Genomic DNA, 24,030 nt, shown 5'->3' with positions numbered 1-24,030 from the left:
CGATGGTGATCGGGTCAACTCGCGGTGCCAGAGGGGAGCTTATCGGGTTTGAACCGGAAAAGATCAACCTCACGGCTCGGCGGAAGTGAGGGTTCCGTCACGCTCAGCCAGCAACCGCACATCGACAAATATCCATACTGACCAGCACAGTTGTGAAAACGGACGGCGGCGGCGCCGCGCCCTCCGGAGGAGGGCGCGGGAGGGCGTCAGCCGGTGAGGACGACGAGCTGCTGGGTGGCCCGGGTCATCGCGACGTAGTGGTCGACCGCTCCCTCGACGCCCTGGCCGAACTTCTCCGGGTCGACCAGGACGACCAGATCGAACTCGAGCCCCTTCGACAGCTCCGGGGTCAGCGACCGCACCCTCGGCGTCGCCCGGAACGCGGGGTCCCCGATGACACAGGCGATCCCGTCGGCGTGCGCGGCGAGCCAGGTGTCCAGGACCGACTCCAGCTCCGTGACCGCTCCGTGGACGACCGGGACACCACTGCTGCGGATGGACGTCGGCACGTTGGCGTCCGGGAGCGCGGCCCGGATGACCGGCTCGGCCTCCGCCATGATCTCCTCCGGCGTCCGGTAGTTGATGCTCAGGGAGGCCATCTCGATCCGGTCGAGCCCGACCCGCTCCAGCCGTTCCTGCCACGACTCCGTGAACCCGTGCCTGGCCTGCGCGCGGTCCCCGACGATGGTGAAGCTCCGGGACGGGCACCGAAGCAGCAGCATCTGCCACTCCGCGTCGGTCAGCTCCTGGGCCTCGTCCACGACGATGTGCGCGAACGGGCCCGCGAGCAGGTCCGGGTCGGCGGCGGCCAGTTCGGACTCGTCGACCAGGCTGACCTTGGCGTCCTCCCCGCGCAACATCGTCACCAGGCCTTCGCCGTCGTCCCCGTCGGCGCCCGAGTTGGAGACGGCCTCGATCAGACTGTCGACGACCCGCGTCATCTGCTCCCGCTGGACGGCGAGGGCGGCCTTGTGCCGGACCTGGCGCCGGGCCGTCTCCGGGTCGCCGAGCCGCTGCCGGGCCGCGTCCAGGAGCGGCAGGTCGGACACCGTCCAGGCCTGGGCCTCGGCGCGCTGGAGCCTGCGCACCTCGTCGGGGGTGAGCCAGGGGGCGCACATCCGCAGGTAGGCGGGTACCGTCCACAGGTCTCCGACGAGGTCGGCCGCTTCGAGCAGCGGCCAGGCGCGGTCGAAGGCGGTGCGCAGTTCCCTGTTCTGCCGCAGCGACTTGCGGAGCAGGTCGGGCGACACGTCGCCCTCGTGCTTGTCCATCAGGATGGTGAGCAGTTCCTCCCACACCTGGTCGCGCGCCTCGTTGTGCGCGGTGCCGGGTTCCGCCGCGTCGAACGCCACCGCCCACTCGTCGGCGCTCAGGGGGATGTCGGACCAGTGGGTGGTGACCGTCATCCCCTTGGCGGGCGGCTCCTCGTAGAACCTGACGGCCTTCTCGATCGCCCCCACCAGTTCCGCGGACGACTTCAGCCGGGCCGCCTCCGGGTCGGCCTCGATCCCCGCCGTGGCTCCTTCGGCGACGAGGTCCCGCAGGATGCAGGTCTGCACGCCCTCCTCGCCGAGGCTGGGCAGGACGTCCGAGACGTACGACAGATACGGCCGGTGCGGGCCGACGAAGAGCACGCCGCCGCGACGGTGACCGAGGCGGGGGTCGGAGTGGAGGAGGTAGGCGGAGCGGTGCAGGGCGACGACGGTCTTGCCGGTGCCCGGACCGCCGTCGACGACGAGTGCGCCGCGCGATCCCGCGCGGATGATGGCGTCCTGGTCGGCCTGGATGGTGCCCAGGACGTCCCGCATCCGGGGCGAGCGGTTGCTGCCCAGGCTGGCGATGAAGGCGGACTGGTCGTCGAGCGCGGCATGGTGCTCCAGCCCGTCGGCGGTGAACACCTCGTCCCAGTAGTCGCTGATCCGGCCGCCGGTCCAGCGGTACCTGCGGCGGCTGGTCAGCCCCATCGGGTTGCCGTGGGTGGCGCCGAAGAACGGCTCGGCGGCCGGTGAGCGCCAGTCGACCAGCAGTCGGCGGCCGGAGCTGTCGGTCAGGCCGAGCCGTCCGATGTAGAGGGGCTCGGAGTCGTCGGCGGAGACCATGTGTCCCAGGCACAGGTCGAGCCCGAACCGGCGCAGGGTGCGCAGGCGGGCGGTCAACCGGTGGATCTCCGTGTCCCGGTCCATCGCGTGCCGGCCCATGCCGCCGGGTGCCCTGCGCGCGGCGTCGAGCTGCCCGGACACCTCGGCGATGGACTGCTCGAGGCACTCGGCGAGGGCCGCGAAGTGCTGCTCGTCGCCGGCGATCAGCGCCGGGTCGGCCTTGGACGCGAGACGGTCGGGGAGGTCGAACGCGCTGGTGGGCAGGGTGTTCAAATGATCAGCTCCGGTATGAGGTCGTGTGACCATGGTGCACGGCAAAAGGTACGGACCGGCTCGGCGGACCTGGTGGCCGCCCCGGGCGACGCTCCGTCGCGTGGGGTTCAGGCGGACGCGGTGGGCTTTCCCTGGCCGATGGTGTCGAGGACGAGCTTCGCGGCCACCGCCGCCCCGTCGGTGCGGACCGCGTCACCCACGGCCCGCGCCCGCTCGCGGGTCTCGGGGGCCAGGGCGGTGCCGAGCGCGGCGGACAGGGATGCGAAGGTCGGTGTCGGACCGTCGTGTGCCGCGCCGATGCCCAGCTCGGCCACCCGCCCGGCCCAGTACGGCTGGTCCGCGAGCTGGGGTACCAGCACCTGGGGCACGCCGGCCCGGGCAGCTGTCGTGGTGGTGCCCGCGCCGCCGTGGTGCACGACGGCCGCCACCCGGGGGAACAGCGCCTGGTGGTTGGTGTCGCCGACGGCGAAGCAGTCGTCCTGGCCGTCGATCAGGCTCAGGTCGGCCCAGCCACGCCCGACGAGTATGCGGCGCCCCTGCGCACGGACCGCCTCGACCGCCACCTCGACGACGTCCGTCGACTCACGCATGGGCATGCTGCCGAAGCCCACGAACACCGGCGGTTCACCGGCGTCCAGGAACGCCACCAGGTCGTCCGGCAGCGGGCGTTCGTCCGGCATGGCCCACGCGCCGGTCTGTACGACGTCGAAGTCCGCCGTCTCCTGCCACGGGTCCAGGACGGGGTCCGTGGCCAGCCACGGCCGGTCGCCGATCACGTAGTCCCGGACGTCGTCCACCGGGGGCAGGCCGATCGACGCCCGGGTGGAGTTGAGCGCCTCGCCGAACAGCGCGTTGATGTTCTCGGCGTCCAGCTTCCACAGCACCCGGTTGTCGGTCACGTCCGTCGGCAGCGGCCTGCCCGGATACGCCAGCGGGCGGCGCAGCGGGGAGGGCAGGGTGAGCTGCTGGAAGGTGACGGACACGGCAGGGATGCCGAACTTCTCGGCCACCGACAGCGCGCCGGCCGCGGCCGAGATCATGCCGGTCGCCACCACCAGGTCGCACCCGTCGGCAGCCGCGGTGACCCCCTCCAGCTGGCTGGCGAGCACGGCGGCCGCGCGCTGGGGCAGGTTCGCAGCGGACGGCGGTGGCGCCTGGGTGGTCAGCGCACGCGCCGACGGGCCGACCGGCACCAGCTGCACGCCGACACGGTCCAGCAGCTTCGCGAACTCCTCGTCCGCCGGCGCGCACACCCGTACCTCCGCGCCGAGCGCCCGCAGCTCCACAGCGAGCGCCGCCATCGGCTGGACGTCCCCGCGCGACCCGTACGTCGACAACAAAACTCGCACTTCGTGACTCCCCGTTCTCCGCGTTTCCGGCTTCGAGCGGAGATTCTGCGGTACCACCGGGGCCTTGCCGCAAGCCCCCGGGTGCGCTATATGTTGAACATGGCAAGGAGGGCTCAGTCCCCTTGCCCTTTCTTTTTGTCGCCTCCGAGCGCCTGCCGCAGGGTGACCAACTGCGGTGCGAAACCGCCCCGTTCATAGAAGCGGATCGCGTCGGTATTGGCCGCGTACGCCGTCACCTCGGCCTGCTCGGCGCCCTGTCCCCGCGCCCAGGCGAGGAACTCCGTCACCAGAGCGGCCCCGGCCCGGGCCCGCCGGTGCTCGGGGCGGACGTACATGCTGACCAGGGTCGCGGACCTGACCAGCCGCTTGGCCGTGGCCTCGGTGACCGAACCCATCAGGTGTCCCACCACCCGTCCTTGATGGTCCACGACGAGCACGAGGCGCTCCGGGTCCTCCAGCGCGGCCGCGAACGACGCCGCCGCGTGCTCGTGCGGCCAGTCGACGTTGATGGTCGCGTCCCGGGTGCCGCCGTCCTCCGCGAAGAGCCGCGCGCTGGAGGCGACCAGTCCCGGTATGTCCTCCGCGCGGGCGCGCCGCACCGTCACGTCCTGATCAGTCATGCCCGAAGGCTAACGGGAGCCACTGACATCCTGGACACCTGTCCAGCTATAGTGGACGCCTGTCCAATAGTCTGAGGGAGATCATGGCAGCGGTAGCGAACGTGCTGGTGGCCCTGGTGGCCGTGCTGCACGCGTACATCCTGGTGATGGAGATGTTCCTGTGGCAGAAGAAGCCGGGGATGTCCTTCCACGGCTTCGACCGGGAGATGGCCAAGGCCACCGCGGCGATGGCCGCCAACCAGGGCCTCTACAACGGCTTTCTCGCGGCGGGTCTGGTGTGGGGCCTGATCGCCGCCGACCCGACGGGTTTCCGCGCCCAGGTGTTCTTCCTGTCCTGCGTCATCGTCGCGGGCGTGTACGGCGCGGTCACCGCCAACATCCGCATCCTCGTCGCGCAAGCCCTGCCCGGTGCGCTCGCCCTGGGCGCGGTCCTGCTGGCCCGGTGACCCGCACCGCACAGGAGGACCCCCGCGCGGCGCGCACCCGGGCGAAGCTGCGCGAGGCGCTGCTCGCGGAGTGCGCCGAGCACCCGCTCGCGGAGGTCGGCGTGGCCGCGCTGGTACGCAGGGCGGGGGTCGGACGGGCCACGTTCTACGTCCACTACGACGGCCTGGAGGCGCTGGCCGTCGACGCCTGCGCGGACGTCGTACGCGAGGCCGTGGAGGCGTTGCACGCCTGGCGCGGACGGCCCGACCCGGTGCACGCACCGCCCGCGCTGCCGGCGTTCTTCGCCTCGCTCGCCCCCCATGCCGCGCTGTACCGGGCCCTGCTCGGCCCGGGCGGCGGCGGCCCGCTGGGCCGGGTCCTCCACCGCGACCTGCGGGCCTACAGTCTCCGCGAGCGCGAACTCGCGGGTGCCGCCGACGCCCCGCTGGTGGCCTCGGCGGTCGCCGCGACGTTCGCGGGCGTGCTGGGCGACTGGCTGCACGGACTGCTGGAGGGCGACCCGCAGGACATCGCCGACCAGGTCTGGCAGTTGCTGGTCGCCCTGCACGCCAGCCGGTGACGCCTCACGCGCAGCCCATGCCCTTCTTGACCCGCGGCCAGGCCTCCACACCGTCAGAGGTGCGGACGTACGCCGTCTCCTTGTCGTCCGTCAGCCACAACCGCCAGTCCCGCAGGCGGTATCCGGTGTCCTTGGCGTCCGTGGGCATGGTGACGTCCCCCTGGTAGGGGGTCTCCAGCATCTCGCCGCCGAGCACTCCGTCGGGATCGCGGGCGTACAGCACACTGTCCCTGCCCTCCCCCGTGCCCAGGAAGTGCGCCTTCTGCCAGTCGCAGTGGGCGGCGCCGGCCGAGCTGCTGATGACGGTGATCGGCACCCGCTTGCCGTTCCGGTCGGTCCAGACCTCGTACTCCTTGGAGTCGGTCCAGCTCGCCGGGAACTCGGCCGGGTCGCAGGAGGCGCTGGTCTCCGGGCCCCAACCCGGCCGGTTCTCGCGGTCCTTGGCGACGATCACCGCCACCTTGGTCCGGCCGCCGACGTCGTAGGAGAAGAGGACACGGCCGCCCTCCTCGCGCTCCACCCGGTAGCCCTCGAGCGGTACGTCGGGCTGCTCGATCTCGAAGTACGCCTCGAGCCCCTCCTGCGGCGTCTCCCCTCCGTCGCCCTTGCTCCACGGTTCACTGCCGCCGGCCGTGTAGATCTCCCCGTCGCACTCCAGGGCCCGGGCCGCGGCGCCCGTGTCGACGAGGTCGGAGCGGTCGTCCTTCTCCTCGTCCCACGCCTTGCCGTGGATGTACAGCGGTCCGCTGTAGGGCGTGGGCGGTGCCGCGCCCTCGACGACCATGTCCTCCTCGGTCCCGCTCTCGGACCCGCATCCCACGGCGGCCACCGCCATCAGCGCCGTCAGTGCCACCAAGCCTCTGCGCATCCCCCACCCCTGTTCACCGGCCGCAGTCCTGATCCTCAGACGTGGCGGGGGCGGGAAACGTTCGCTTCAGTGGGCGGCAGTCTGGAAGGTCCGCCGGTAGGCCTGCGGAGACACGCCGATCGCCGCGTGCAGATGCTGGCGCAGCGAGGCGCCGGTGGCGAAGCCGACCTGGCCGGCGATCTGGTCCACCGGCAGGTCGCTGGACTCCAGCAGGTGCCGGGCCCGGGCCACCCGCTGCTGGATCAGCCAGCGGCCGGGGCTGAGACCGACCTCGTCGTGGAAGCGGCGGGCGAAGGTGCGCAGGCTCATCCGGGCGTGGGCGGCGAGGTCGGTCAGGGTCAGCGGTTCGTCGAGGCGCGCCAGCGCCCACTCCCGGGTGGCGGCGGTGCTCGTCGCCCCGAGTTCCGGCACCGGCTGCTCGATGTACTGCGCCTGACCGCCGTCCCGGAACGGTGGGACCACACAGCACCGCGCGACGAAGTTGGCCAGTTCGCTGCCGTGGTCCCGGCGCACGATGTGCAGACACACATCCACCCCCGAGGCCGCGCCGGACGAGGTGAGCACCATGCCGTCGTCGACGAAGAGCACCCCGGGGTCGAGGGTGATCCGCGGGAACATGGCGCGGAACCGGTCGGCCAGGTGCCAGTGGGTGGTCGCCGTGCGGCCGTCGAGATGTCCGGCCGCCGCCAGCACGAACGCGCCGGTGCAGATGGAGACCAGGCGTGCGCCGGCGGGGATCATCGCGAGCGCGGCGCTGACCTCGTCGGGCAGCTCGGCGGTGACACGCACGGGGTCGATGGGCGGGATCACCACGGTGTCCGCCGTCCTCAGGATCTCCGGGCCGTGCTCGACGCCGATCGTGAAGTCGGCGTTGGTGCGCACGGGTCGCCCGTCGACGGTGCAGGTCAGCACCTCGTAACGACCCTGGGCAGCGCCGAAGATCCGGGCGGGGATGCCCAGCTCGAAGGGGTAGACGCCCTCCAGGGCCAGCACCACGACTCGCTCGACCCGCTGTATGTCACGCATGGCACGATCCTATCGAAGGTTGGCAATCATGCCATTTTCCTGCGGGCCGGATCTCGGCAGGCTTGATCACCATGAGCACTGTGAAGACGACGATGCGAGCTGTCAGTCAGGACGTCCTCGGCGGTCCCGAGGTCCTGAAGGAAGTGGAAGTGGAACGCCCCGAGCCACGGGCCAACGAGGTGCTGATCCGGGTGCGGGCCGCCGGAGTCAATCCCACCGACTGGAAGCACCGGGCCGCCGGCATCTTCCTGGGCGAGCCCCCGTTCGTCCTGGGCTGGGACGTCTCCGGCGTGGTCGAGGCGGTCGGATTCGGCGTCGCCGCCTTCGCGCCGGGCGACGAGGTCTTCGGGATGCTGCCCTACCCGTACGGAGTGGGCTCGCACGCCGAGTACGTCATCGCCCCGGCCCGCGCCCTGACGCACAAGCCCGCCGCGATCGACCATGTCCAGGCCGCAGCCCTTCCGCTGGTGTCGCTGACCGCCTGGCAGGCGCTGGTGGAGCACGCCGATCTGCGGCCGGGTCAGCGTGTGCTGATCCACGCGGCGGCCGGCGGTGTGGGGCATGTGGCCGTCCAGATCGCGAAGGCGCGCGGGGCCCATGTGATCGGCACGGCGAGTGCGGGCAAGCACGAGTTCCTGCGCGGGATCGGCGTGGACGAGACGATCGACTACCGGGAGACGGACTTCACCGAGGCCGTGAAGGACGTCGACGTCGTGCTGGACACGATCGGCGGCGAGAACACCGTGCGCTCGCTGCGCGTCCTGCGCCCGGGCGGACTCGCCGTCTCGATCCTGCCGGTCGCGCAGGACGAGTACGCGAAGGAGGCGGAGCGGCTCGGCGTACGGGCGGTGTGGATGCTCGTCGACGCCGACCGGTCCGGCATGGAGGCGATCGCGGAGCTGGTGGAGGCGGGGAAGCTGCGGCCCGCGATCGCCGGCACCTTCCCGCTGGCCGAGGCCGCCGAGGCACACAGGCTCGGCGACACCGGCCGGACCACGGGGAAGCTGGTTCTGACGGTGGACTGACCGGGGTCAGAACGTCAGCACGGGCTTGATCGCCTTGCCCGCGCCCATGTCCCGCACCGCCTGGTCGATGTCCGCGAACGGATAGGTGCTGATCAGGCGGTCCAGCGGGAGCCGCCCCGCCTTCACCAGGTCGACCAGGGCCGGGATGAAGGACTGCGTCTCGGCGTCGCCGAGGGTGAGGCCGACGATCCGCTTTCCGCCGAGCAGCCCGTTGACGTCGAGGGCGACCTCGCTGCCGAACGGCGGGGCGCCGACGACGACGAGGGTGCCGCGGGCACCGAGCGCGTCGACGCCCTGCCGCAGCACGGTGACGTTGCCGGTGGTCTCCACCACGCCGTCCGCGCCCCGTCCCCCGGTGATCGCGGCGAGGGCCTCCACGAGGTCCGCCTCACCCGCGTTGACGGTGTGGGTGGCGCCCAACTCCCTTGCCAGGGAGAGGCGTTCGCCGACGCGGTCGACGGCGACGATCGTGGTGGCGGGCGTGAGGGCGGCGGCCATGACGGCGGACAGGCCGACCGCCCCGGCGCCGAGGACCACGATCGTGCTGCCCGTGACCGGCTTCAGCACGTTCCACACGGCGCCGACACCGGTCTGTACGCCGCAGCCCAGCGGGGCGATCGACTCCAGTGGCACGTCGGGGTCGACCTTGACGAGGCTGCGCTCGTCGACCAGGGCCCTCTCGGCGAAGGAGGACTGACCGAAGAAGTGGCCGCCCAGCGCCTCGCCGTCCCGGCTGATGGTGCTGCTGCCGTCGGCCCGGCGGCCGCCGATGAGGTTCAGCGGCAGCCAGGTCGCGCAGTACGCCGGGTGGCCACCGTTGCAGTTGCCGCACTCGCCGCAGGACGTGAACGACAGCACGACGTGGTCGCCGGGCTCGACGCCGGTGACGGCCGGGCCGACGGCCTCGACGACACCGGCGCCTTCGTGACCGAGGACGCCGGGTAGCGGGAAGGGCAGTCCGCCGCTCGCCACACCGAGGTCCGTGTGACACAGACCGGTGGCGACCATACGGACGACGGCCTCATGCGGCCCGGGCTCGTCCAGTTGGACGTCGGCGAGGGTGAACGGTGCTCCGCCGGACTCGACGACGGCGGCGCGGGTGGTGATGGACATCGCGGTAACTCCCTTTGGTTTCAGGCGCGTTCAGTCGAGCGAGACGACGACGGACTTGGTCCTGGTGTAGGAGGCGAGGGCCTCGGGGCCGTACTCCCGCCCGAATCCGGAGTCCTTGACGCCGCCGAAGGGGACCGCGGGGTCGAGCATCGCCCAGTCGTTCACCCAGACGATGCCCGCCTGGAGCTTGTCGGCGATGCGGTGGGCGCGGGCGAGGTTGGACGTCTGGACGCCCGAAGCCAGGCCGTACGGCGTGGAGTTGGCGAGCCGGATGGCCTCCTCCTCGGAGTCGAAGGGCTGCACGGTGAGGACCGGGCCGAAGATCTCCTCCTGGATCACCCGCGAGTCGTTCGGCAGGTCGGCGATGACCGTGGGCTTGTAGTAGAACCCGCCGTCCAGATCGAGGCGTTCGCCGCCGCAGACGATGCGGGCGCCCTCCTTGCGGGCCAGTTCGACGTACTCCTCGACCTTCTTGAGGTGCTTCTCCCCCGCCATCGGCCCGATGACGGTCTCCGGCTGCCGCGGGTCGCCGAGCGGGACGCCGGGCACGGCCTGTTCCAGGATGCCCAGCAGGGTGGCGTAGACCGAGCGGGCCACCAGCAGCCGCGGGCCGCCCATGCAGAACTGGCCGGAGTTGAAGACGAAGCCCTTGATGATCGCGCCGACGGCCTTCTCCAGCTCGGCGTCCTCGAAGACGATGTGGGCCGCGTTGCCGCCCAGCTCCATGGTGACCGGCTTGAGGGCCTCACCGGCGACGCTCGCGGCGTGCCGGCCGACCGCGGTGGAGCCGGTGAAGGCGATCTTGTCGACGCCGCTGTGCCGCAGCAGGGCCTCGCCCGCGACCGGGCCCGCGCCGGTCACGACGTTGACCACACCGTCGGGGACACCGGCCCGCTGGAACAGCTTGGCCATGTAGAGGGCGCTGAGCGGGGTCTCGTCGGCCGGCTTGTGCACGATCGTGTTGCCCGCCGCCAGCGCCGGGGCGATCTTCGAGCCGGCCAGGATCAGCGGGAAGTTGAAGGGGGTGATCGCGGCGACCACACCGAGCGGCTCGCGCCGGGTGTAGGCGAGGGCGTTCATGGGGGTGTCGCGGTTGGCCCCGTGCAGGGTGTGGGCGAGGGCGGCGAAGTGCTCGTAGTCGTTGGCCGCGTTCGTCACGTCGACGGCGTGCGCCAGCGTGATCGGCTTGCCGACGTCGAGACTCTCCAGGCGGGCGATGTCCTCGGCGTTCTCGCGGATCAGCTCCGCGACACGGTGCAGGATGCGACCGCGCTCCCGACCGCTCAACCCGGACCAGGAGCCGTCGTCGAAGGCCTCCCGTGCGGCGCGTACGGCCGCGTCCACGTCGGCGGCGCCCGCCTCCGCGACGGTGGTGAGGACCGCGCCCCGGGACGGGTCGACCACCTCGGTGCGCGCTCCGTCGGCGGCCTCGCGCCACTGTCCCCCGATGAACAGCCGCCCGGGTTCGATCTCGAAGGTGGTCATCACCGCTCCTCAGCTCCATCGCCAAGATTTCAACAAACAGGTTTCCTGTTGGTCCGCAGTCTCTTTACAGACAGGATTCCTGTCAATGCTCTAGGCTGAACTCATGCTCGACACCCAGGCGACCAAGGCAGCCCCGTCACTGCTCTACATGGTCAAACAAGTGGAACTCGTCGTCCGTTCCCACCTGGACGAGCTGGTCAAGCCGTCCGGGATCACGGCGCTGCAATACACCGCCCTGACGGTCCTGGAGCGGCACGACGGGCTGTCGGCCGCACAGCTGGCCCGCGACTCGTTCGTCACCGCCCAGTCCATCGCCGATCTCGTACGGTCACTGGAGAACCGCGGCCTGGTGCGCCGGGAGCGGAATCCGCGCAACCGCCGGGAGTTGCTGATCCTGCTGACCGACACCGCCCGCGAGCTGCTCGCCCGGCACGAGGAGCCCGTGCGGGAGCTTGAGGAGCGGATGGTCCGCGATCTCACCGCACACCAGACCGAGCAGTTCCGCCAGGCACTCACCAGGGCCTGGCACGCCTTGTCGTAAGGCCCGGTCTCAATTCACAGACATATGTCAATCGAACATGCTCAAATTCACTCCATCGAGGGTAACTTGCAGTGCGGGGCAAGGATTTGCGCTCACTCGGGGACCCGGGGACACGGCTGCGCTCGTACGCTCGCTGCACGATGTCACCCCGGCCCCCGGTGACCTGCGAACCCGCCGCTTGAGGAGCTGGTTGGAGGCGATGTCGTCGTGCAGCAGGAACCTGCACCGCTGAGCCGGCATCTGCGTATCCACCAGGACCGTGGACACACGGTGCTGGAGTTCCGCGGCGAGATCGACATCGCGGCGGCGCTGGAGATCGTCCCGTACCTGGACCGGGTGACCGGGCGCGACGGCTCCCGGATCGTGATCGACCTCGGACAGGTCGAGTTCTTCGACTGCTCCGGGCTGCGCCTGCTGTACCGCGCCCGCACCCGGGTCCTCGACCACGACGGCCAGTTACGCCTGGTCTGCGCCCACCCCCTCACCCTGCGCATCATGCGGGTCACCGGCCTGCACCGGCTGCTGCCCGCGCACCCGACCCTGGACGCGGCCCTGGGACAGTCCGAGGCCACGTCCGGCTCGCTGTGAAGGCCTCTACTTGAGGATCTTGGTGACCTGACCGGCGCCCACGGTCCGTCCGCCCTCACGGATGGCGAACTTCAGCCCCTCCTCCATGGCGATGGGCTGAATCAGCTGCACGAGCATCGTCGTGTTGTCGCCCGGCATGACCATCTCGGTGCCCTTGGGCAGGGTCACCACGCCGGTGACGTCCGTCGTGCGGAAGTAGAACTGCGGGCGGTAGTTGTCGAAGAACGGTGTGTGCCGGCCACCCTCGTCCTTGGACAGGACGTACGCACGCGCCTCGAACTCCTTGTGCGGGGTGACCGTGCCCGGCTGGATCACGACCTGTCCGCGCTCGACGTCCTCCCGTTTGATGCCGCGCAGCAGCAGCCCCACGTTCTCCCCCGCCCGGCCCTCGTCGAGAAGCTTGCGGAACATCTCGATGCCGGTGACGGTGGTCCTCGTCTTCGCCTCGTGGATGCCGATGATCTCGACCTCCTTGTTGACGTGCAGAACCCCGCGCTCGATCCGCCCGGTGACGACCGTGCCGCGCCCGGTGATCGTGAAGACGTCCTCGATCGGCATCAGGAACGGCTTGTCCACGTCGCGCTGCGGCTCGGGGACCGCCGTGTCGACCGCGTCCAGCAGATCGAGCACCGACCGGGCCCACCGCTCGTCGCCCTCCAGCGCCTTGAGCGCGGACACCTGGATCACGGGCACGTCGTCGCCGGGGAACTCGTACTCGGTGAGCAGCTCGCGCACCTCCAGCTCGACGAGCTCGAGGATCTCCTCGTCGTCCACCATGTCCGTCTTGTTGAGGGCCACCACGATGTACGGAACGCCGACCTGCCGGGCGAGCAGGACGTGCTCCTTGGTCTGCGGCATCGGCCCGTCGGTGGCCGCGACGACGAGGATCGCGCCGTCCATCTGGGCCGCGCCGGTGATCATGTTCTTGATGTAGTCGGCGTGGCCCGGACAGTCGACGTGCGCGTAGTGCCGGCGCTCGGTCTGGTACTCGACATGGGCGATCGAGATGGTGATGCCGCGCTGCCGCTCCTCGGGCGCCTTGTCGATCTGGTCGAAGGGCGTGAACGGGTTCAGGTCGGGATACCTGTCGTGGAGCACCTTCGTGATGGCCGCGGTGAGCGTGGTCTTGCCGTGGTCGATGTGGCCGATGGTGCCGATGTTCACGTGCGGCTTGGTCCGCTCGAACTTCGCCTTCGCCACTGGGGCCTCCAGGTCACCTGAGTGATGCCGGGCGTCACCCGGCTACCCCTCCATGTCTATTCGCTCCGCGGCGCGTCGAACAGGGCACTGACGGACTCGCCGTTGTGAATGCGCCGCACGGCCTCGGCGAGCGCGGGGGCGATGGACAGGATCCGCAGCTTGTCCGTGCGCTCCTCCTCGGGCACCGGTACGGTGTTGGTGCAGACGATCTCCAGGACGTCGGGCTGCTCGCCGATCCGCTTGAGCGCGCCCGCCGCGAACAGACCGTGCGTGCAGGCCACTCGGATCGACCGCGGCTTCAACTCGCGGAGCCGGTCGAGGAGTTCGAGGACGGTACTGCCCTTGGCGATCTCGTCGTCCAGCACGATGACGTCCCGGTCGGTGACCTCGCCGATGACATCGCTGATACTGACCCGGTCGTCGGCGTAGCGCTGCTTGGCACCGGCGGCCACCTGGGCCCCGATGAGCCGGGCGAAGGCGGCGGCCTCCTTGGCGTTGCCGAGGTCCGGGGAGACCACGGTCGTCCGGGAGAGGTCGTACTGCTGGAAGTGTGCGGCCAGTTCACGCAGCGCGTGCAGATGGTCGACCGGTACCGAGAAGAAGCCGTGCACCTGCGGCGAGTGCAGCGTCATCGCGAGGACGCGGCCGGCGCCGGCCGCCACCATCAGGTCGGCGACGAGACGGCCGCCCAGGGAGATACGGGGTGCGTCCTTCTTGTCGGAGCGGGCGTAGGAATAGTGCGGCATCACCACGCTGATCCGGCGGGCCGAGGCCCCGCGGGCCGCGTCGCACATCAGCAGCAGCTCGACGAGGTTCTCCTGGACCGGCTTGACCAGCGGCTGGATCAGGAAGACGTCCCGCTCCCGGCAGTTGGCCTGGAGCTGCACCTCCAGACAGTCGTTGGCGAACCGGCTGACCCGGGTGGGACTCAGGGGCACCCCCAGATGTGCGCAGACCTCCGCCGCCAGCTCGGGGTGGGCACTACCGCTGAACACGGCGATGTCTCGCACGATCCACTCCTAGCATGATCATTCCAGGCTGCCGGAGCCATGCTACTGACAGGGAAATTCGGTTGCGGTCCGGCACCCGGCCCAGGCCATGATGGCGACGTCCGCATTCCCTCACGTCAGGACCATCCGCATGCGCCGACTCCTCGGAATCCACCAGCCCTTCCACAGGCCCACGGTTCTTGAGGACGCGACCCCGTATGCACACCCTGAACATCGGAATTCTGGCCCACGTCGACGCCGGTAAGACCAGCCTCACCGAGCGGCTGCTGTTCGACCACGGCACGATCGACCGGCTCGGCAGCGTCGACACCGGCGACACCCGAACGGACGACGGCGCCATCGAGCGGCGGCGCGGGATCACCATCCGCTCCGCGGTCGCCGCGTTCACCGTCGGCGACACTCAGATCAACCTCATCGACACCCCCGGGCACTCGGACTTCATCGCCGAGGTCGAGCGCGCCCTGGAGGTCCTGGACGGGGCGGTCCTGGTGCTGTCCGCCGTGGAGGGCGTCCAGGCGCAGACCCGCGTCCTGATGCGCACCCTGCGCCGGCTGCGGCTGCCCACGCTCGTCTTCGTCAACAAGGTCGACCGGGCGGGGGCTCGCGCGCAGGGCCTGCTCGACGACATCCGCCGCAAGCTGACCCCGCATGTCGCGCCGCTCAGCGCGGTCCGGGGGCTCGGGACGAAGGACGCCCGCGTCACGCCCCTGCGGTACGGCGACGAACTGGCCGAATCCCTCGCCGACATCGATCCGGACCTCCTCGCGGCCGTCGTGGACGGCCCCGCGCCCGCACCGGACGACCTGCGCAAGGCCCTCGCCGCCCACACGGCCGACGGCTCCTTCCACCCCGTCCTCTTCGGCTCCGCCCTCGGCGGCCAGGGTGTGTCCCACCTGGTCGAGAACGTGGTCCGACTGATCCCGCCCGCCCCGACGGCCGGAGTCACCACCCCTCGCGGCACGGTGTTCGCCGTCCGGCCGGGACCGGGCGGCGAGCGCACGGCGTATCTCCGGCTCTACGACGGTGAGGTGACGGAGCGTCAACGTCTGACGCTGCGGCGCCGCGACGCCGACGGCCGGACCCGTGAGGTGTCCGGCCGGGTGACGCACCTCGACGTGATCGGCTGCGGCAGCGGCCCGCTCACAGCCGGGAACATCGCGGCGCTCACGGGTCTCACGGGCATCCGCGTCGGCGACCGCCTCGGCGAACTCACCGACCGCGCACCGCAGTTCGCACCCCCGACCCTGGAGACCGAGGTCAGCGCCCGCCGCCCCGAGCAGGCCGCCCGACTGCGTTCCGCGCTCCTCACCCTCGCCGACCAGGACCCGCTGATCCACGCCCGCCCGACGGACGCCGGCACCACCGCGCTCCTGCTGTACGGCGAGGTCCAGATGGAGGTCCTCGCCGCGACCCTCGCCCAGGACTTCGGTGTCGAGGCCGACTTCGCACCCGGGCGGGTCCTGTTCCTGGAGCGGCCGCGCGGGGTCGGCGAGGCCGGCGAGGAGCGGCCGTGGCACGACGGCACCCGCTACTGGGCGACGATCGGGCTGCGGGTGGAGCCGGGACCGCGCGGCTGCGGCGGGGTGTTCACGTACGAGACGGAACTCGGCGCACTCCCCCGGGCGTTCCACTCGGCCATCGAGGAGACGGTCCACACGAGCATGCGGACCGGGCTCTTGGGGGCAGCCGTGACGGACTACCGGGTGACCCTCATCCGGTCCGGCTTCGTCGCGCCGCTGAGCACGGCCGCGGACTTCCGCGGGCTCACCCCGTACGTACTGCGCCAGGCTCTGGAGCGGGCGCGGACCCGGCTGTACGAGCCGTACCACGCGTTCGAGACGGAGGTGCCGCTGGACGCGCTCGCCCCGGTCACCGCCCATCTCGCCGCGCTCGGCGCCGAGTTCACCGGCACGACGGGCGGCAGCACGGCATGGGCGATCACCGGCGAAATCGCGACCCGCCGGGTACGCGAGGCCGAGCTGCGGCTGCCGGGGCTGACGCACGGGGAGGGGGTGTGGTGGTCGCGCCCCTCCGGTGACCGCGAACTGCGGTCACCGTGAGGCACGTTGTCACCACGCAACCCTCCCTGTCACCACGACACGGGCAGATGCAGCGGGCTGCGCGTCATCTGCCCCACCCGCCATTCGATCGTCTCCGGTGTGAACTCGGCCCGTAGCCCCGGGAAGCGCGCGGCCAGGTGGTGCAGGGCGAGTTCGAGTTCCAGGCGGGCGAGCCAGGCGCCGAGGCAGTGGTGAGGGCCGGCGCCGAAGGTGATGCTCGGCGAGGTCAGGGGGGCGGAGAGATCGGGCGGTCCGGGCGGGAAGACGTCGGGGTCGCGGCTCGCGGTGTTGGTCTGGAGGGCGACCACACCGCCCGCGGGGATCAGCACCCCGCCGACCTCGACGTCCTCGACCGCACGGCGGATCAGCCCCGGCAGCACCTTTCCCTCACTGAGCGGGACGGTGCGCAGCAGCTGTTCGGCCGCGACCGCCGCGGACTCCTCGTCGCGGGCGAGCAGCGGCCACCCGTCCCGTCCGTCGGTGAGGAGGTAGACGACGGCGTTGCCGAGCGAGGTCATGGTGGTCTCGTGTCCGGCCACGACCAGCCCGCAGACCAGGGTGATCAACCGCCGTTCCTCGATCCCCAGCTCGTCGCCGGCCGCCACGAGACCGCTCACCAGGTCGTCGCCCGGTTCCTTGCGCCGCTCGGCGATCAGCCCGGCGGCGAACATGCCGAACTCCGTCATCGCCTCGACCACTTCATCCACCTGGTGCGCGCCGCCGGACAGGGCGTGGTCGGCCCAGTGCCGGATCCGTTCGCGGTCCACGTGGTCCAGGCCCATCAGCCGGCAGATCACCGACACGGGCAGCGGCCGGGTGAATCCCTCGATGATGTCGGCCGGTTGTGGCTGTGCGGCGAACTCGTCGAGCAGCGAGGCGACCACGGAGCCCACCCAGGGCCGCCAGCGGGCGATGGCCCGCGGTGTGAACGCCCGCTGCACGGTGCCGCGGAGCAACTGATGGGCGGGGCCGTCCTGGTTGATCAGTCCGTTGGGGTCGTCCAGCAGGTTGGGGACGACGAGCAGGGGCGGGGCGTTCGGGGCGTGCAGGGAGCTCCGGTCGAAGCGGGGGTCCATGAGCACCTGACGCACCTCGGCGTACCGGGTCACGAGCCACACCGGGGTGCCGGTCGCGAGCGTGCCGAGGCGGGGCGGCCCGTGCTCGGGGAGGCTGCTGCGGTGCATGGGGCAGAGGGGCCGGGATGTGCTGTCTGGACTCATTCGGATCTCCAGAAGCGCCGGTTGGGAAGGCTTACCACGCTAGTGCGCCGTCCGTGCCTCCGTCAGCGGTGGCAATCGGCCAACGCTTCGGTCTGACAAGGGTTTTGGAGGGAATTCGAACAGTAGGAAGGAGGGCCGTCGCATGACGACTCCCATCAGGCGCATGTCCAAGCGCATGCCCGGCTGGGCGAAGTTGGTGAGCGCCGTCGTACTGGTGCTCATCGTGTTCTTCGCCGGCATCCGGCTGAGCGTGCTCCCGGGCCTCAAGGACCTGTTCGGCACCGAGACGCATGACCGCTCGGGTCCCGCACTCCTGGAGTCCATCCAGGACCTCAGCCGCTACGACGCCGCCTCCGGCAACTTCCAGGTGGTCGTGGACCTGGAGAAGGACGCCAAGTACCTGCCCGACGCGATCCGCGGCACCCGCACCCTGTACGTCGGGGCGGGCACCGTCGACGCGTATGTCGACCTCGGCAAGGTGGCCAAGGACGACGTGACGGTCAACGAGGACCGCACGACGGCCACGCTGCACCTGCCGCACGCGCAGCTGGGCAAGCCCGCCCTGGACACCGACCGCTCCTACGCGGTGTCCAAGCAGCGGGGTCTCCTGGACCGGCTGGGCGACCTGTTCTCGGACAACCCGAACGGCGAACAGGCCGTGCAGAAGCTGGCGACGAAGCACATCGGTGACGCGGCGAAGGACAGCGGGCTGACCAAACGCGCCGAGACCAACACCACCGACATGCTCGAAGGCCTGCTGAGCTCCCTCGGCTTCAAGGAGGTGCGCGTGTCGTTCGGGACCTGATCGTCTCCTTCGCGACCTGATCAGGAGGTCATGATCCCCGGCAGGGCCAGGGCGCCGAGCAGTGCGGCGCCCACCAGCAACCAGGCCACGTAGTCCCCGATGTGCCCGGACTGCAGGCGCCGCAGCGACAGCGCCCAGCCCGGTGCGGCGAGCAGCTTCGGGCGGGTGACCGCCACGGCGGCGAGGCCCACGGCCAGCGCCGTCGAGACGAGTCCGAGCAGCACTCCGGCCGAGGTCCAGTGCACGGAGGCGACGACGACACCTCCGGACCCGGCTTCGTTCACGGCGTGGGCCACCACGTCGGCGAAGCCGGGTGCCACCCCGACGGCGAGCGCCGCGGCGAGCAGCACCGCCGGGACCGCCGCCATGGTGTCCGGAACCCGGCGCAGTCGCCGCCCGGTCTCGGGCCGCTCCCCGGCACCGGTCGTCTCGTATGCGCCGTCCTTGTCCGGCTTCGGGCCGAGCCCGAGGAACACGCGCGCGGCGACCCGCAGCACCGCACCGGCCGTCACCGCGCTCGTGACGACGTACAGCACGGTCAGCGGACCTCCCGCGGCCTCCTCGGTGACGGCCTTTCCGAGGGCCGTGCCGAAGGGCGGCAGCCCGGCGAGACCGAGCGCACCGACGGTGAACAGCACGGCGACGCCCCGCAGTCGGCGTGCCTTTCCGTGCAGCGCGTGCTCGTCGACGCTGCCGCAGCGGTCGAGGAGGATGCCGGCGCAGGCGAACAGGGCCGCCTTCACTCCGGCGTGGCCCAGCACATACAGGGCGACCCCGTCGTCGGCCTCCGGTGTGAGGACGCCGATGCCGATGAGGAACAGCCCGGTGTGGGCGACGGTCGAGTAGGCGAGCAGCCGTTTGATGTGCCGTTGGTACCAGCACATGACCGCGCCGGTCGCCGCCGTCAGCACGCCGAGCACGACGAGCAGCCGTGTCAGGTCGGCGGCCGGGACGCCGCCGGGTCCGGAGAAGACGGTGCTGTACACCCGCCAGACGCCGTACGTGCCGAGTTCGACCATGACGCCCGACAGCAGCATGCACACGGGGGTCGGGGCGACGGCGTGTGCGTCCGGCAGCCAGAAGTGGAACGGCACGGCGGCGGCCTTCACCAGGAGCCCGGTCAGGACCAGGACGAAGGCGGCGAGGACGAGTGCGTCGGGTGGTCCGTGCGTGTCGAGCCCACGGCCGATCTGTGTCATCGCCAGCCGGCCGGTGCGCGCGTACAGCAGGGCGATGCCCATGAGCATGGCGTACGCGCCGAGCGAGGTGACGACCGCGAAGGTCAGGGCGCCCTGCACGGCCTTGGCCTCCTCGACGCGGGTGCCGGTCAGGGCGTACGCGACGACGCTCATCAACTCGAACCACACGAACGCGTTGAACAGGTCGCCCGCGATCGCGAACCCGCACATGCCGCCCTGGAAGAGCAGCATCAGCCCGGGGAAGGAGCCGGCGTGGCGGCGCGGCGGTTCGTCGAAGTAGTGCCAGGAGTAGATCAGGGCCGCGAGTGTCAGCAGCGAGGCGAGGGCGGCCATGCCGAGTCCCGGGCCGTCCCCGATCAGGACGATTCCGACGCTCTCGCCGTTCACGGGGATCCAGCCACCGGCCCACTCGACCATGGGCGGCGAGGAGTTGAGGAGCAGCACGATCGCCAGGCCGGCGCAGACGGCGCAGACGGCGCAGGCCGTGGACTCCGCGGCCGCCCGGGGCAGCCGGCGGCCCCCGGCGACCAGCAGGGCGGCCCCGAGCAGGGGAACGGCGACGAGGAGGGGCAGCAGGCCGTTCATCAGCCGCGCAGCTCCGAGAGTTCGTCGGGGTCGATCGTGCCGTGCCGTTTGGAGACCTGCACGACGAGCGCGAGGAGCAGGGCGGTGACGGTGGCGCCGACCACGACGTCGGTGAGGGCCAGCGCCTGGACGACGGGATCGACGACGGGCCGGGAGCCGGGCTTGAGATCGGAGAAGACGGGTGCGGTGGCGTCGTCGCGGTAGCCGACGGCCAGCAGCAGGACGTAGGTGGCGGACTGGCACACGGACAGACAGCCGACGGCGTGGATCAGATTGCGACTGGTCGCGAGGCCGTAGCAGCCCACCAGGAAGATCCATACCGCGACCAGGTACGGAAGGACGTCCATCATTTCCCCTCCCCCTCCTCGATCTCGACGGACTGGTCCAGGAAGCGGGCGAGAAGCACCACGACCGCGCAGGCGACCTCCATGCCGATGGCCGCGTTGAGCAGCGGGACGATGCCTGCGGAGGAGAGCGTGTTGAACGTGCCGTACGGCAGCAGGGTGTTGGCGAGGAACGCGCTCGCGCCGACCAGGCCCGCGATGCCGGTGACGAGGTAGGCGGAGACGGCGAGGGCGTCGCCGACCTCGTACAGACCGACGGGGCGGATGCGTTCCAGGGCGCGGTAGTCGGCGCCCAGGTAGAGCAGGTGCAGGGAGGTCGCGGCGACGACCCCGCCCTGGAAGCCACCGCCGGGGCTGAGCTGGCCGTGGGCGATGACGTAGAGGCCGGTGAGCAGGGCGACGGGCAGGACGACCAGGGCGTACCGGCGCACGGGCAGGGCCACGGGCTCGGGTTCGGGGCGGGCGCGGTGTTCGTCGCGGGTCTGGCGCAGCAGGACGACACAGCCGAGGACGGCCGCGAACAGGATGCTCATCTCGCCGAGGGTGTCGAAGGCCCGCTGGTCGAAGTTGACGGAGGAGATCGTGTTGGCGGTGTGCCGGGCGAGAGAGGCCTGTACGGCCCGGTCGCCGTAGGGGTGCCGGTCGCCGCCGAAGGCGGGCAGTTCGAAACAGGCGGCACCGAGCAGCGCGGCGAGCCCCGTGCCGCCGACGGCCACGAGCCCGAGCCGGGTGCGGCGGTTCACTCCTGGCGTCCCTTCCGCCGCGGGCGCCGCCTGACCTTGTGCACGGCGAGCAGAAGCAGCAGCGGGGTCAGCGCGGAGCCCACCGCGAGTTGCGAGAGTCCGACATCGGGTGCCTGGAGCACGGTGAAGAGCACGGCCAGCACCACTCCGAGGACGGACAGGACGAGGGCTTGGCGCACGGGGTCGCGGACCGCCACGGCCGTGGTGGCGGTCGCGGCGACGAGCAGCAGTGCGACGGCCATGACGGCGTCAGCCACGGCGCACCCCGCCGAATCCGCCGGACAGCGCGCGGGAGGCCACGACGTTGCCGCCGATCAGCAGCGCGCCGGTGGCCAGGAGCTTCGCCATGGCCCGGCTCGGCCCTTCGGCCACGCACAGCGCCAGGACGACCGCGGCGCCGAAGCCGGCCACCGCCCAGGTGAGGCCCCAGGCATGTGGCGGGTCCTCGTCCAGTTCGTCGGCGAGCAGCCGGGCGAAGACGAGGGTGCCGACCGGGCCGAGCAGGGCGAGGACCAGGGCGAGATCGACGTAGGACGGACGGTCGTAGCCTCGCGCGAGCAGCAGGAGGGCCGGGCAGGCCAGGGCGGTGGACAGGTTCTGGGCCACGACCCGGCGGCGCAGCGGGCCGGTGGCGACGCCCCACACGGTCGCCCCGACGCCCGCGCCGAGGGCGACGGTCGCGACGAGGGTCCAGCCGTTCACCGGACGGTCACCACCCGCCGCGCGGCGGTCGCCGCGAGCGCCCCCACGGCCGCGGCGGCCGTGCCGACCACGAACTCCAGGGTGTCCACCGCGCTGACGAGGACCAGCCACAGCGCGGTGAGCGCGATCCACCAGGCCAGGACCTCGGCCGCGGTGAGCAGTGTCGTACGCCGGTCCATGCGCCACCTCCTCGGGCCCTGCCTCCACCGAAATGACCCCTGGTGCGGCTTTCACGCCATCCAAACACCGTGGCGGGGGCGGGCGGTGGCGGCGCGCGCGGGTCCGGTCCCGGAGTGCCCCGCCCGCACGAAGGGAAACTGCGGGTGCTCCCGACCCGCCGGGGGCGCGGCCGCATTGTCGGCTCGATCGCGGGTAATCGCCTTACGACGCAGGGAAGTTGAAGACTGGAGGACCGCATGGCCCGTACAGCCTTACGTCCGCGCTCCGCTTTCCGCCTGCGCACCGGCAAGACCGGGACCGCCAAGTCCGGGACCGCCAAGACGGAGACCGCGAAGTCCGGGACCGACCCGAAGAAGAAGGCACCGAAGGAGAGGACCGCCCCGAAGGAGAAGCGCAGCCTCCTCGCGCTCGTCCGCCGCTTCGTGGCGATGGTGGCCGCGTTCGCGTTCATGGTGGCGTTCGCCGTCGTGCTGGCCCGGCTCACACTGGAGCCCTCGCCCGCGTCGGAGTCGCTCACCCACACCAATCTGCACCCGGGCCGTTCCCTGCGGGCCTATCTCGATCAGCCGGAACTGCGGGACGCCGCCAAGCAGATCGGCGGCAACCTGTTGCTCGGCATCCCCTTCGGCGTACTGGTCCCCGTGCTCGCCCCGCGCACCCGTGGCGTCCTGCGCGTGCTCCTGCTGACGGCTGTCGTGATGCTGCTGGTGGAGTTCGCCCAGGGTGCGATGATCACCGGGCGGGCCTTCGACATCGACGACGTCATCCTCAACACCACCGGGGCGCTGATCGGCTACGTCCTGCTGGGGCGGCGGCTGAGCCGGGCGGTGCACCGCTGACGTCAGCGGACGGACAACTGGACGATGGCCGCCGTACCCACCACCACGATCAGTCCGCGCAGGACCGCCGGGTGCAGACGGCGGCCCGCCGCCGCTCCGGCCTGCCCGCCCACGGCGGAGCCGACCGCGAGCAGGGCGACGGCCGTCCAGTCGAAGTCGGCGACGACGAGGAAGAAGAGCGCGGCGACGCTGTTGACGACGGCGACGAGGACGTTCTTGACGGCGTTGAGGCGCTGCAGGCCGTCGTCGAGGCGCAGTCCCATCAGGGAGACGTAGATGATCCCCTGGGCGGCGGAGAAGTAGCCGCCGTAGACACTGGCCAGCGTCAGTCCGACGATCAGCGGCGGGCCGCCGTCGGCGGGCGCCGTGCGGCCCTCGCGGGTACGACGGTCGCGCAGTCGCCGGCCGATCAGCGGCTGGAGGACGACCAGCACCAGCGCGAGGCCCACCAGGACCGGCACGATCCGTTCGAACGCCGAGGCCGGCAGGGCGAGCAGCAGCGTGGCACCCGTCAGGCCGCCCACCAGGGCACCGGCGCTCCACGTGAGGATGCGTCGGTGCTGGCCCGCCAGTTCCCGTCGGTACCCGATGGCCGCGCTGATCGAACCGGGGATCAGGCCGAGCGCGTTGGAGACCGCGGCCGTGACCGGCGGCAGGTCGACCGCGAGCAGCACCGGAAAGCTGATCAGCGTCCCGGACCCGACGGCCGCGTTGACGGCACCGGCACCGAGGCCCGCGGCGAGGACGGCGAGCGGCTCTCCGAGATCTTCCATGAGGGGAGCTTAGAAACGGAACGCTTCGGCGAACACCGAATCGTCCCGCACACCCCCGACGGGCCCTGGGTCCTAGTGCCGGGTCCAGGTGAACTTGTCTCCGCCCACCCAGCGCACCACGTCCGGGTCGTCGAGGTCGTGGACCGTGATGCCCCACGCGGCGGCGGCCTCCAGGACGTCGGTGACGGCTTTCGCCTCACCGACCACCTCTCCGTCGATCTCCACGATCCGGAACGGCGGTGTACCGGGCTGCACCCCGAGCACCAGGATTCGCGGATTCGAGATGTACGGGCTCGCGATTTCGGTCATGCCATAGAGCGTAGAACGCATTGCGCAAGAGGGACATGAGAGGGCAAAGGCAGCCCTGCGTCCGCCGT

Annotated in this window: 26 protein-coding genes; 8 read left to right on the top strand and 18 right to left on the bottom strand. The window is 71.2% G+C overall.

All coding sequences use genetic code 11. The annotated features are described in order from the left end of the window. Positions 1-206 precede the first annotated feature (206 nt). The 3 genes from helR to TN53_RS03980 form a co-directional block, all read right to left on the bottom strand. On the bottom strand, positions 207-2,372 hold the full coding sequence (gene helR, locus TN53_RS03990; protein WP_199924508.1) for an RNA polymerase recycling motor ATPase HelR: 2,166 nt from the start codon (positions 2,370-2,372) through the stop codon (positions 207-209). Between the two features lie 107 nt (positions 2,373-2,479). After that, a complete protein-coding gene (locus TN53_RS03985) occupies positions 2,480-3,721 on the bottom strand; it encodes a glycosyltransferase (protein ID WP_095046277.1) in 1,242 nt (413 codons plus the stop codon). Between the two features lie 113 nt (positions 3,722-3,834). Continuing rightward, complete coding sequence (locus tag TN53_RS03980) at positions 3,835-4,341, bottom strand: GNAT family N-acetyltransferase (protein WP_046256908.1); 507 nt, start codon at positions 4,339-4,341, stop codon at positions 3,835-3,837. Between the two features lie 83 nt (positions 4,342-4,424). Between TN53_RS03980 and TN53_RS03975 the strand changes: the two genes are divergently transcribed. After that, positions 4,425-4,787, top strand: a complete 363-nt coding sequence (locus TN53_RS03975; RefSeq protein ID WP_046256907.1) for a DUF1304 domain-containing protein — start codon at positions 4,425-4,427, stop codon at positions 4,785-4,787. Then, positions 4,784-5,347 (top strand): TetR/AcrR family transcriptional regulator, encoded by a 564-nt coding sequence (locus TN53_RS03970; RefSeq protein WP_046256906.1) that lies wholly within the window; start codon positions 4,784-4,786, stop codon positions 5,345-5,347. The genes TN53_RS03975 and TN53_RS03970 overlap by 4 nt, the downstream gene beginning before the upstream one ends. A 4-nt stretch (positions 5,348-5,351) precedes the next feature. Here the strand turns inward: TN53_RS03970 and TN53_RS03965 are convergent, their stop codons facing one another. Further along, positions 5,352-6,215, bottom strand: a complete 864-nt coding sequence (locus TN53_RS03965) for a hypothetical protein (protein ID WP_046256905.1) — start codon at positions 6,213-6,215, stop codon at positions 5,352-5,354. Between the two features lie 66 nt (positions 6,216-6,281). Next, positions 6,282-7,241 carry a GlxA family transcriptional regulator gene (locus TN53_RS03960; protein WP_046256904.1) on the bottom strand — a complete coding sequence of 320 codons (960 nt, stop codon included), beginning with the start codon at positions 7,239-7,241 and terminating at the stop codon, positions 6,282-6,284. A gap of 71 nt (positions 7,242-7,312) precedes the next feature. Between TN53_RS03960 and TN53_RS03955 the strand changes: the two genes are divergently transcribed. Next, positions 7,313-8,266 (top strand): NADP-dependent oxidoreductase, encoded by a 954-nt coding sequence (locus TN53_RS03955; RefSeq protein ID WP_046256984.1) that lies wholly within the window; start codon positions 7,313-7,315, stop codon positions 8,264-8,266. 6 nt (positions 8,267-8,272) lie between these two features. On the opposite strand, the gene TN53_RS03950 is transcribed toward TN53_RS03955, so the two are convergent. Together TN53_RS03950 and TN53_RS03945 are read right to left on the bottom strand one after the other, a co-directional pair. Further along, a complete protein-coding gene (locus TN53_RS03950; protein ID WP_046256903.1) occupies positions 8,273-9,379 on the bottom strand; it encodes an NAD(P)-dependent alcohol dehydrogenase in 1,107 nt (368 codons plus the stop codon). A 30-nt stretch (positions 9,380-9,409) separates the two neighbouring features. Further along, positions 9,410-10,864 (bottom strand): aldehyde dehydrogenase family protein, encoded by a 1,455-nt coding sequence (locus TN53_RS03945; RefSeq protein ID WP_046256902.1) that lies wholly within the window; start codon positions 10,862-10,864, stop codon positions 9,410-9,412. 103 nt (positions 10,865-10,967) lie between these two features. Here TN53_RS03945 and TN53_RS03940 point away from each other — a divergent pair, with 103 nt between their 5' ends. Next, positions 10,968-11,405 carry a MarR family winged helix-turn-helix transcriptional regulator gene (locus TN53_RS03940; protein ID WP_046256901.1) on the top strand — a complete coding sequence of 146 codons (438 nt, stop codon included), beginning with the start codon at positions 10,968-10,970 and terminating at the stop codon, positions 11,403-11,405. Positions 11,406-11,612: 207 nt separating this feature from the next. Beyond that, positions 11,613-11,993 carry an anti-sigma factor antagonist gene (locus tag TN53_RS03935; protein ID WP_095046276.1) on the top strand — a complete coding sequence of 127 codons (381 nt, stop codon included), beginning with the start codon at positions 11,613-11,615 and terminating at the stop codon, positions 11,991-11,993. Between the two features lie 6 nt (positions 11,994-11,999). On the opposite strand, the gene tuf is transcribed toward TN53_RS03935, so the two are convergent. Both tuf and TN53_RS03925 read right to left on the bottom strand, forming a co-directional pair. Beyond that, a complete protein-coding gene (tuf, locus tag TN53_RS03930; RefSeq protein ID WP_046256899.1) occupies positions 12,000-13,193 on the bottom strand; it encodes an elongation factor Tu in 1,194 nt (397 codons plus the stop codon). A 56-nt stretch (positions 13,194-13,249) separates the two neighbouring features. Beyond that, entirely contained in the window at positions 13,250-14,203 is a 954-nt protein-coding gene (locus TN53_RS03925; RefSeq protein WP_046256898.1) for a ribose-phosphate diphosphokinase, read from the bottom strand. 197 nt (positions 14,204-14,400) lie between these two features. Here TN53_RS03925 and otr(A) point away from each other — a divergent pair, with 197 nt between their 5' ends. After that, on the top strand, positions 14,401-16,263 hold the full coding sequence (gene otr(A), locus TN53_RS03920) for a tetracycline resistance ribosomal protection protein Otr(A) (RefSeq protein WP_046256897.1): 1,863 nt from the start codon (positions 14,401-14,403) through the stop codon (positions 16,261-16,263). 29 nt (positions 16,264-16,292) lie between these two features. Here the strand turns inward: otr(A) and TN53_RS03915 are convergent, their stop codons facing one another. Further along, positions 16,293-17,483 carry a cytochrome P450 gene (locus TN53_RS03915; RefSeq protein WP_046256896.1) on the bottom strand — a complete coding sequence of 397 codons (1,191 nt, stop codon included), beginning with the start codon at positions 17,481-17,483 and terminating at the stop codon, positions 16,293-16,295. Positions 17,484-17,625: 142 nt separating this feature from the next. Here TN53_RS03915 and TN53_RS03910 point away from each other — a divergent pair, with 142 nt between their 5' ends. Continuing rightward, entirely contained in the window at positions 17,626-18,288 is a 663-nt protein-coding gene (locus TN53_RS03910; RefSeq protein ID WP_046256895.1) for a DUF4230 domain-containing protein, read from the top strand. A 20-nt stretch (positions 18,289-18,308) separates the two neighbouring features. Here the strand turns inward: TN53_RS03910 and TN53_RS03905 are convergent, their stop codons facing one another. Genes TN53_RS03905 through TN53_RS03880 form a run of 6 tightly spaced genes read right to left on the bottom strand, consistent with a single transcriptional unit; the run spans position 18,309 to position 22,040 of the window. Continuing rightward, a complete protein-coding gene (locus tag TN53_RS03905; protein WP_046256894.1) occupies positions 18,309-20,072 on the bottom strand; it encodes a complex I subunit 5 family protein in 1,764 nt (587 codons plus the stop codon). After that, positions 20,072-20,422 (bottom strand): sodium:proton antiporter, encoded by a 351-nt coding sequence (locus TN53_RS03900; protein ID WP_046256893.1) that lies wholly within the window; start codon positions 20,420-20,422, stop codon positions 20,072-20,074. The genes TN53_RS03905 and TN53_RS03900 overlap by 1 nt, the downstream gene beginning before the upstream one ends. Continuing rightward, entirely contained in the window at positions 20,419-21,159 is a 741-nt protein-coding gene (locus tag TN53_RS03895) for an MnhB domain-containing protein (protein ID WP_046256892.1), read from the bottom strand. The genes TN53_RS03900 and TN53_RS03895 overlap by 4 nt, the downstream gene beginning before the upstream one ends. Beyond that, a complete protein-coding gene (locus TN53_RS03890) occupies positions 21,156-21,416 on the bottom strand; it encodes a hydrogenase subunit MbhD domain-containing protein (protein ID WP_046256891.1) in 261 nt (86 codons plus the stop codon). The genes TN53_RS03895 and TN53_RS03890 overlap by 4 nt, the downstream gene beginning before the upstream one ends. Beyond that, a complete protein-coding gene (locus TN53_RS03885) occupies positions 21,409-21,861 on the bottom strand; it encodes a monovalent cation/H+ antiporter complex subunit F (RefSeq protein ID WP_046256890.1) in 453 nt (150 codons plus the stop codon). The genes TN53_RS03890 and TN53_RS03885 overlap by 8 nt, the downstream gene beginning before the upstream one ends. After that, positions 21,858-22,040 (bottom strand): hypothetical protein, encoded by a 183-nt coding sequence (locus TN53_RS03880; protein ID WP_046256889.1) that lies wholly within the window; start codon positions 22,038-22,040, stop codon positions 21,858-21,860. The genes TN53_RS03885 and TN53_RS03880 overlap by 4 nt, the downstream gene beginning before the upstream one ends. A gap of 237 nt (positions 22,041-22,277) precedes the next feature. On the opposite strand from TN53_RS03880, the gene TN53_RS03875 reads away from it, so the two are divergent. Continuing rightward, positions 22,278-22,880: a VanZ family protein gene (locus TN53_RS03875; protein ID WP_095046275.1), complete on the top strand. Its 603-nt coding sequence runs from the start codon at positions 22,278-22,280 to the stop codon at positions 22,878-22,880. Positions 22,881-22,882: 2 nt separating this feature from the next. On the opposite strand, the gene TN53_RS03870 is transcribed toward TN53_RS03875, so the two are convergent. Next, positions 22,883-23,653, bottom strand: a complete 771-nt coding sequence (locus tag TN53_RS03870; protein WP_046256888.1) for a sulfite exporter TauE/SafE family protein — start codon at positions 23,651-23,653, stop codon at positions 22,883-22,885. A gap of 72 nt (positions 23,654-23,725) precedes the next feature. Further along, positions 23,726-23,962, bottom strand: a complete 237-nt coding sequence (locus TN53_RS03865) for a hypothetical protein (RefSeq protein ID WP_046256887.1) — start codon at positions 23,960-23,962, stop codon at positions 23,726-23,728. Positions 23,963-24,030 lie beyond the last annotated feature (68 nt).

Origin of the sequence: Streptomyces sp. WM6386 (assembly GCF_000972385.1) — a bacterium.
Classification (GTDB): Bacteria; Actinomycetota; Actinomycetes; order Streptomycetales; family Streptomycetaceae; genus Streptomyces.
This window is presented reverse-complemented; position numbering and strand designations above follow the sequence as displayed.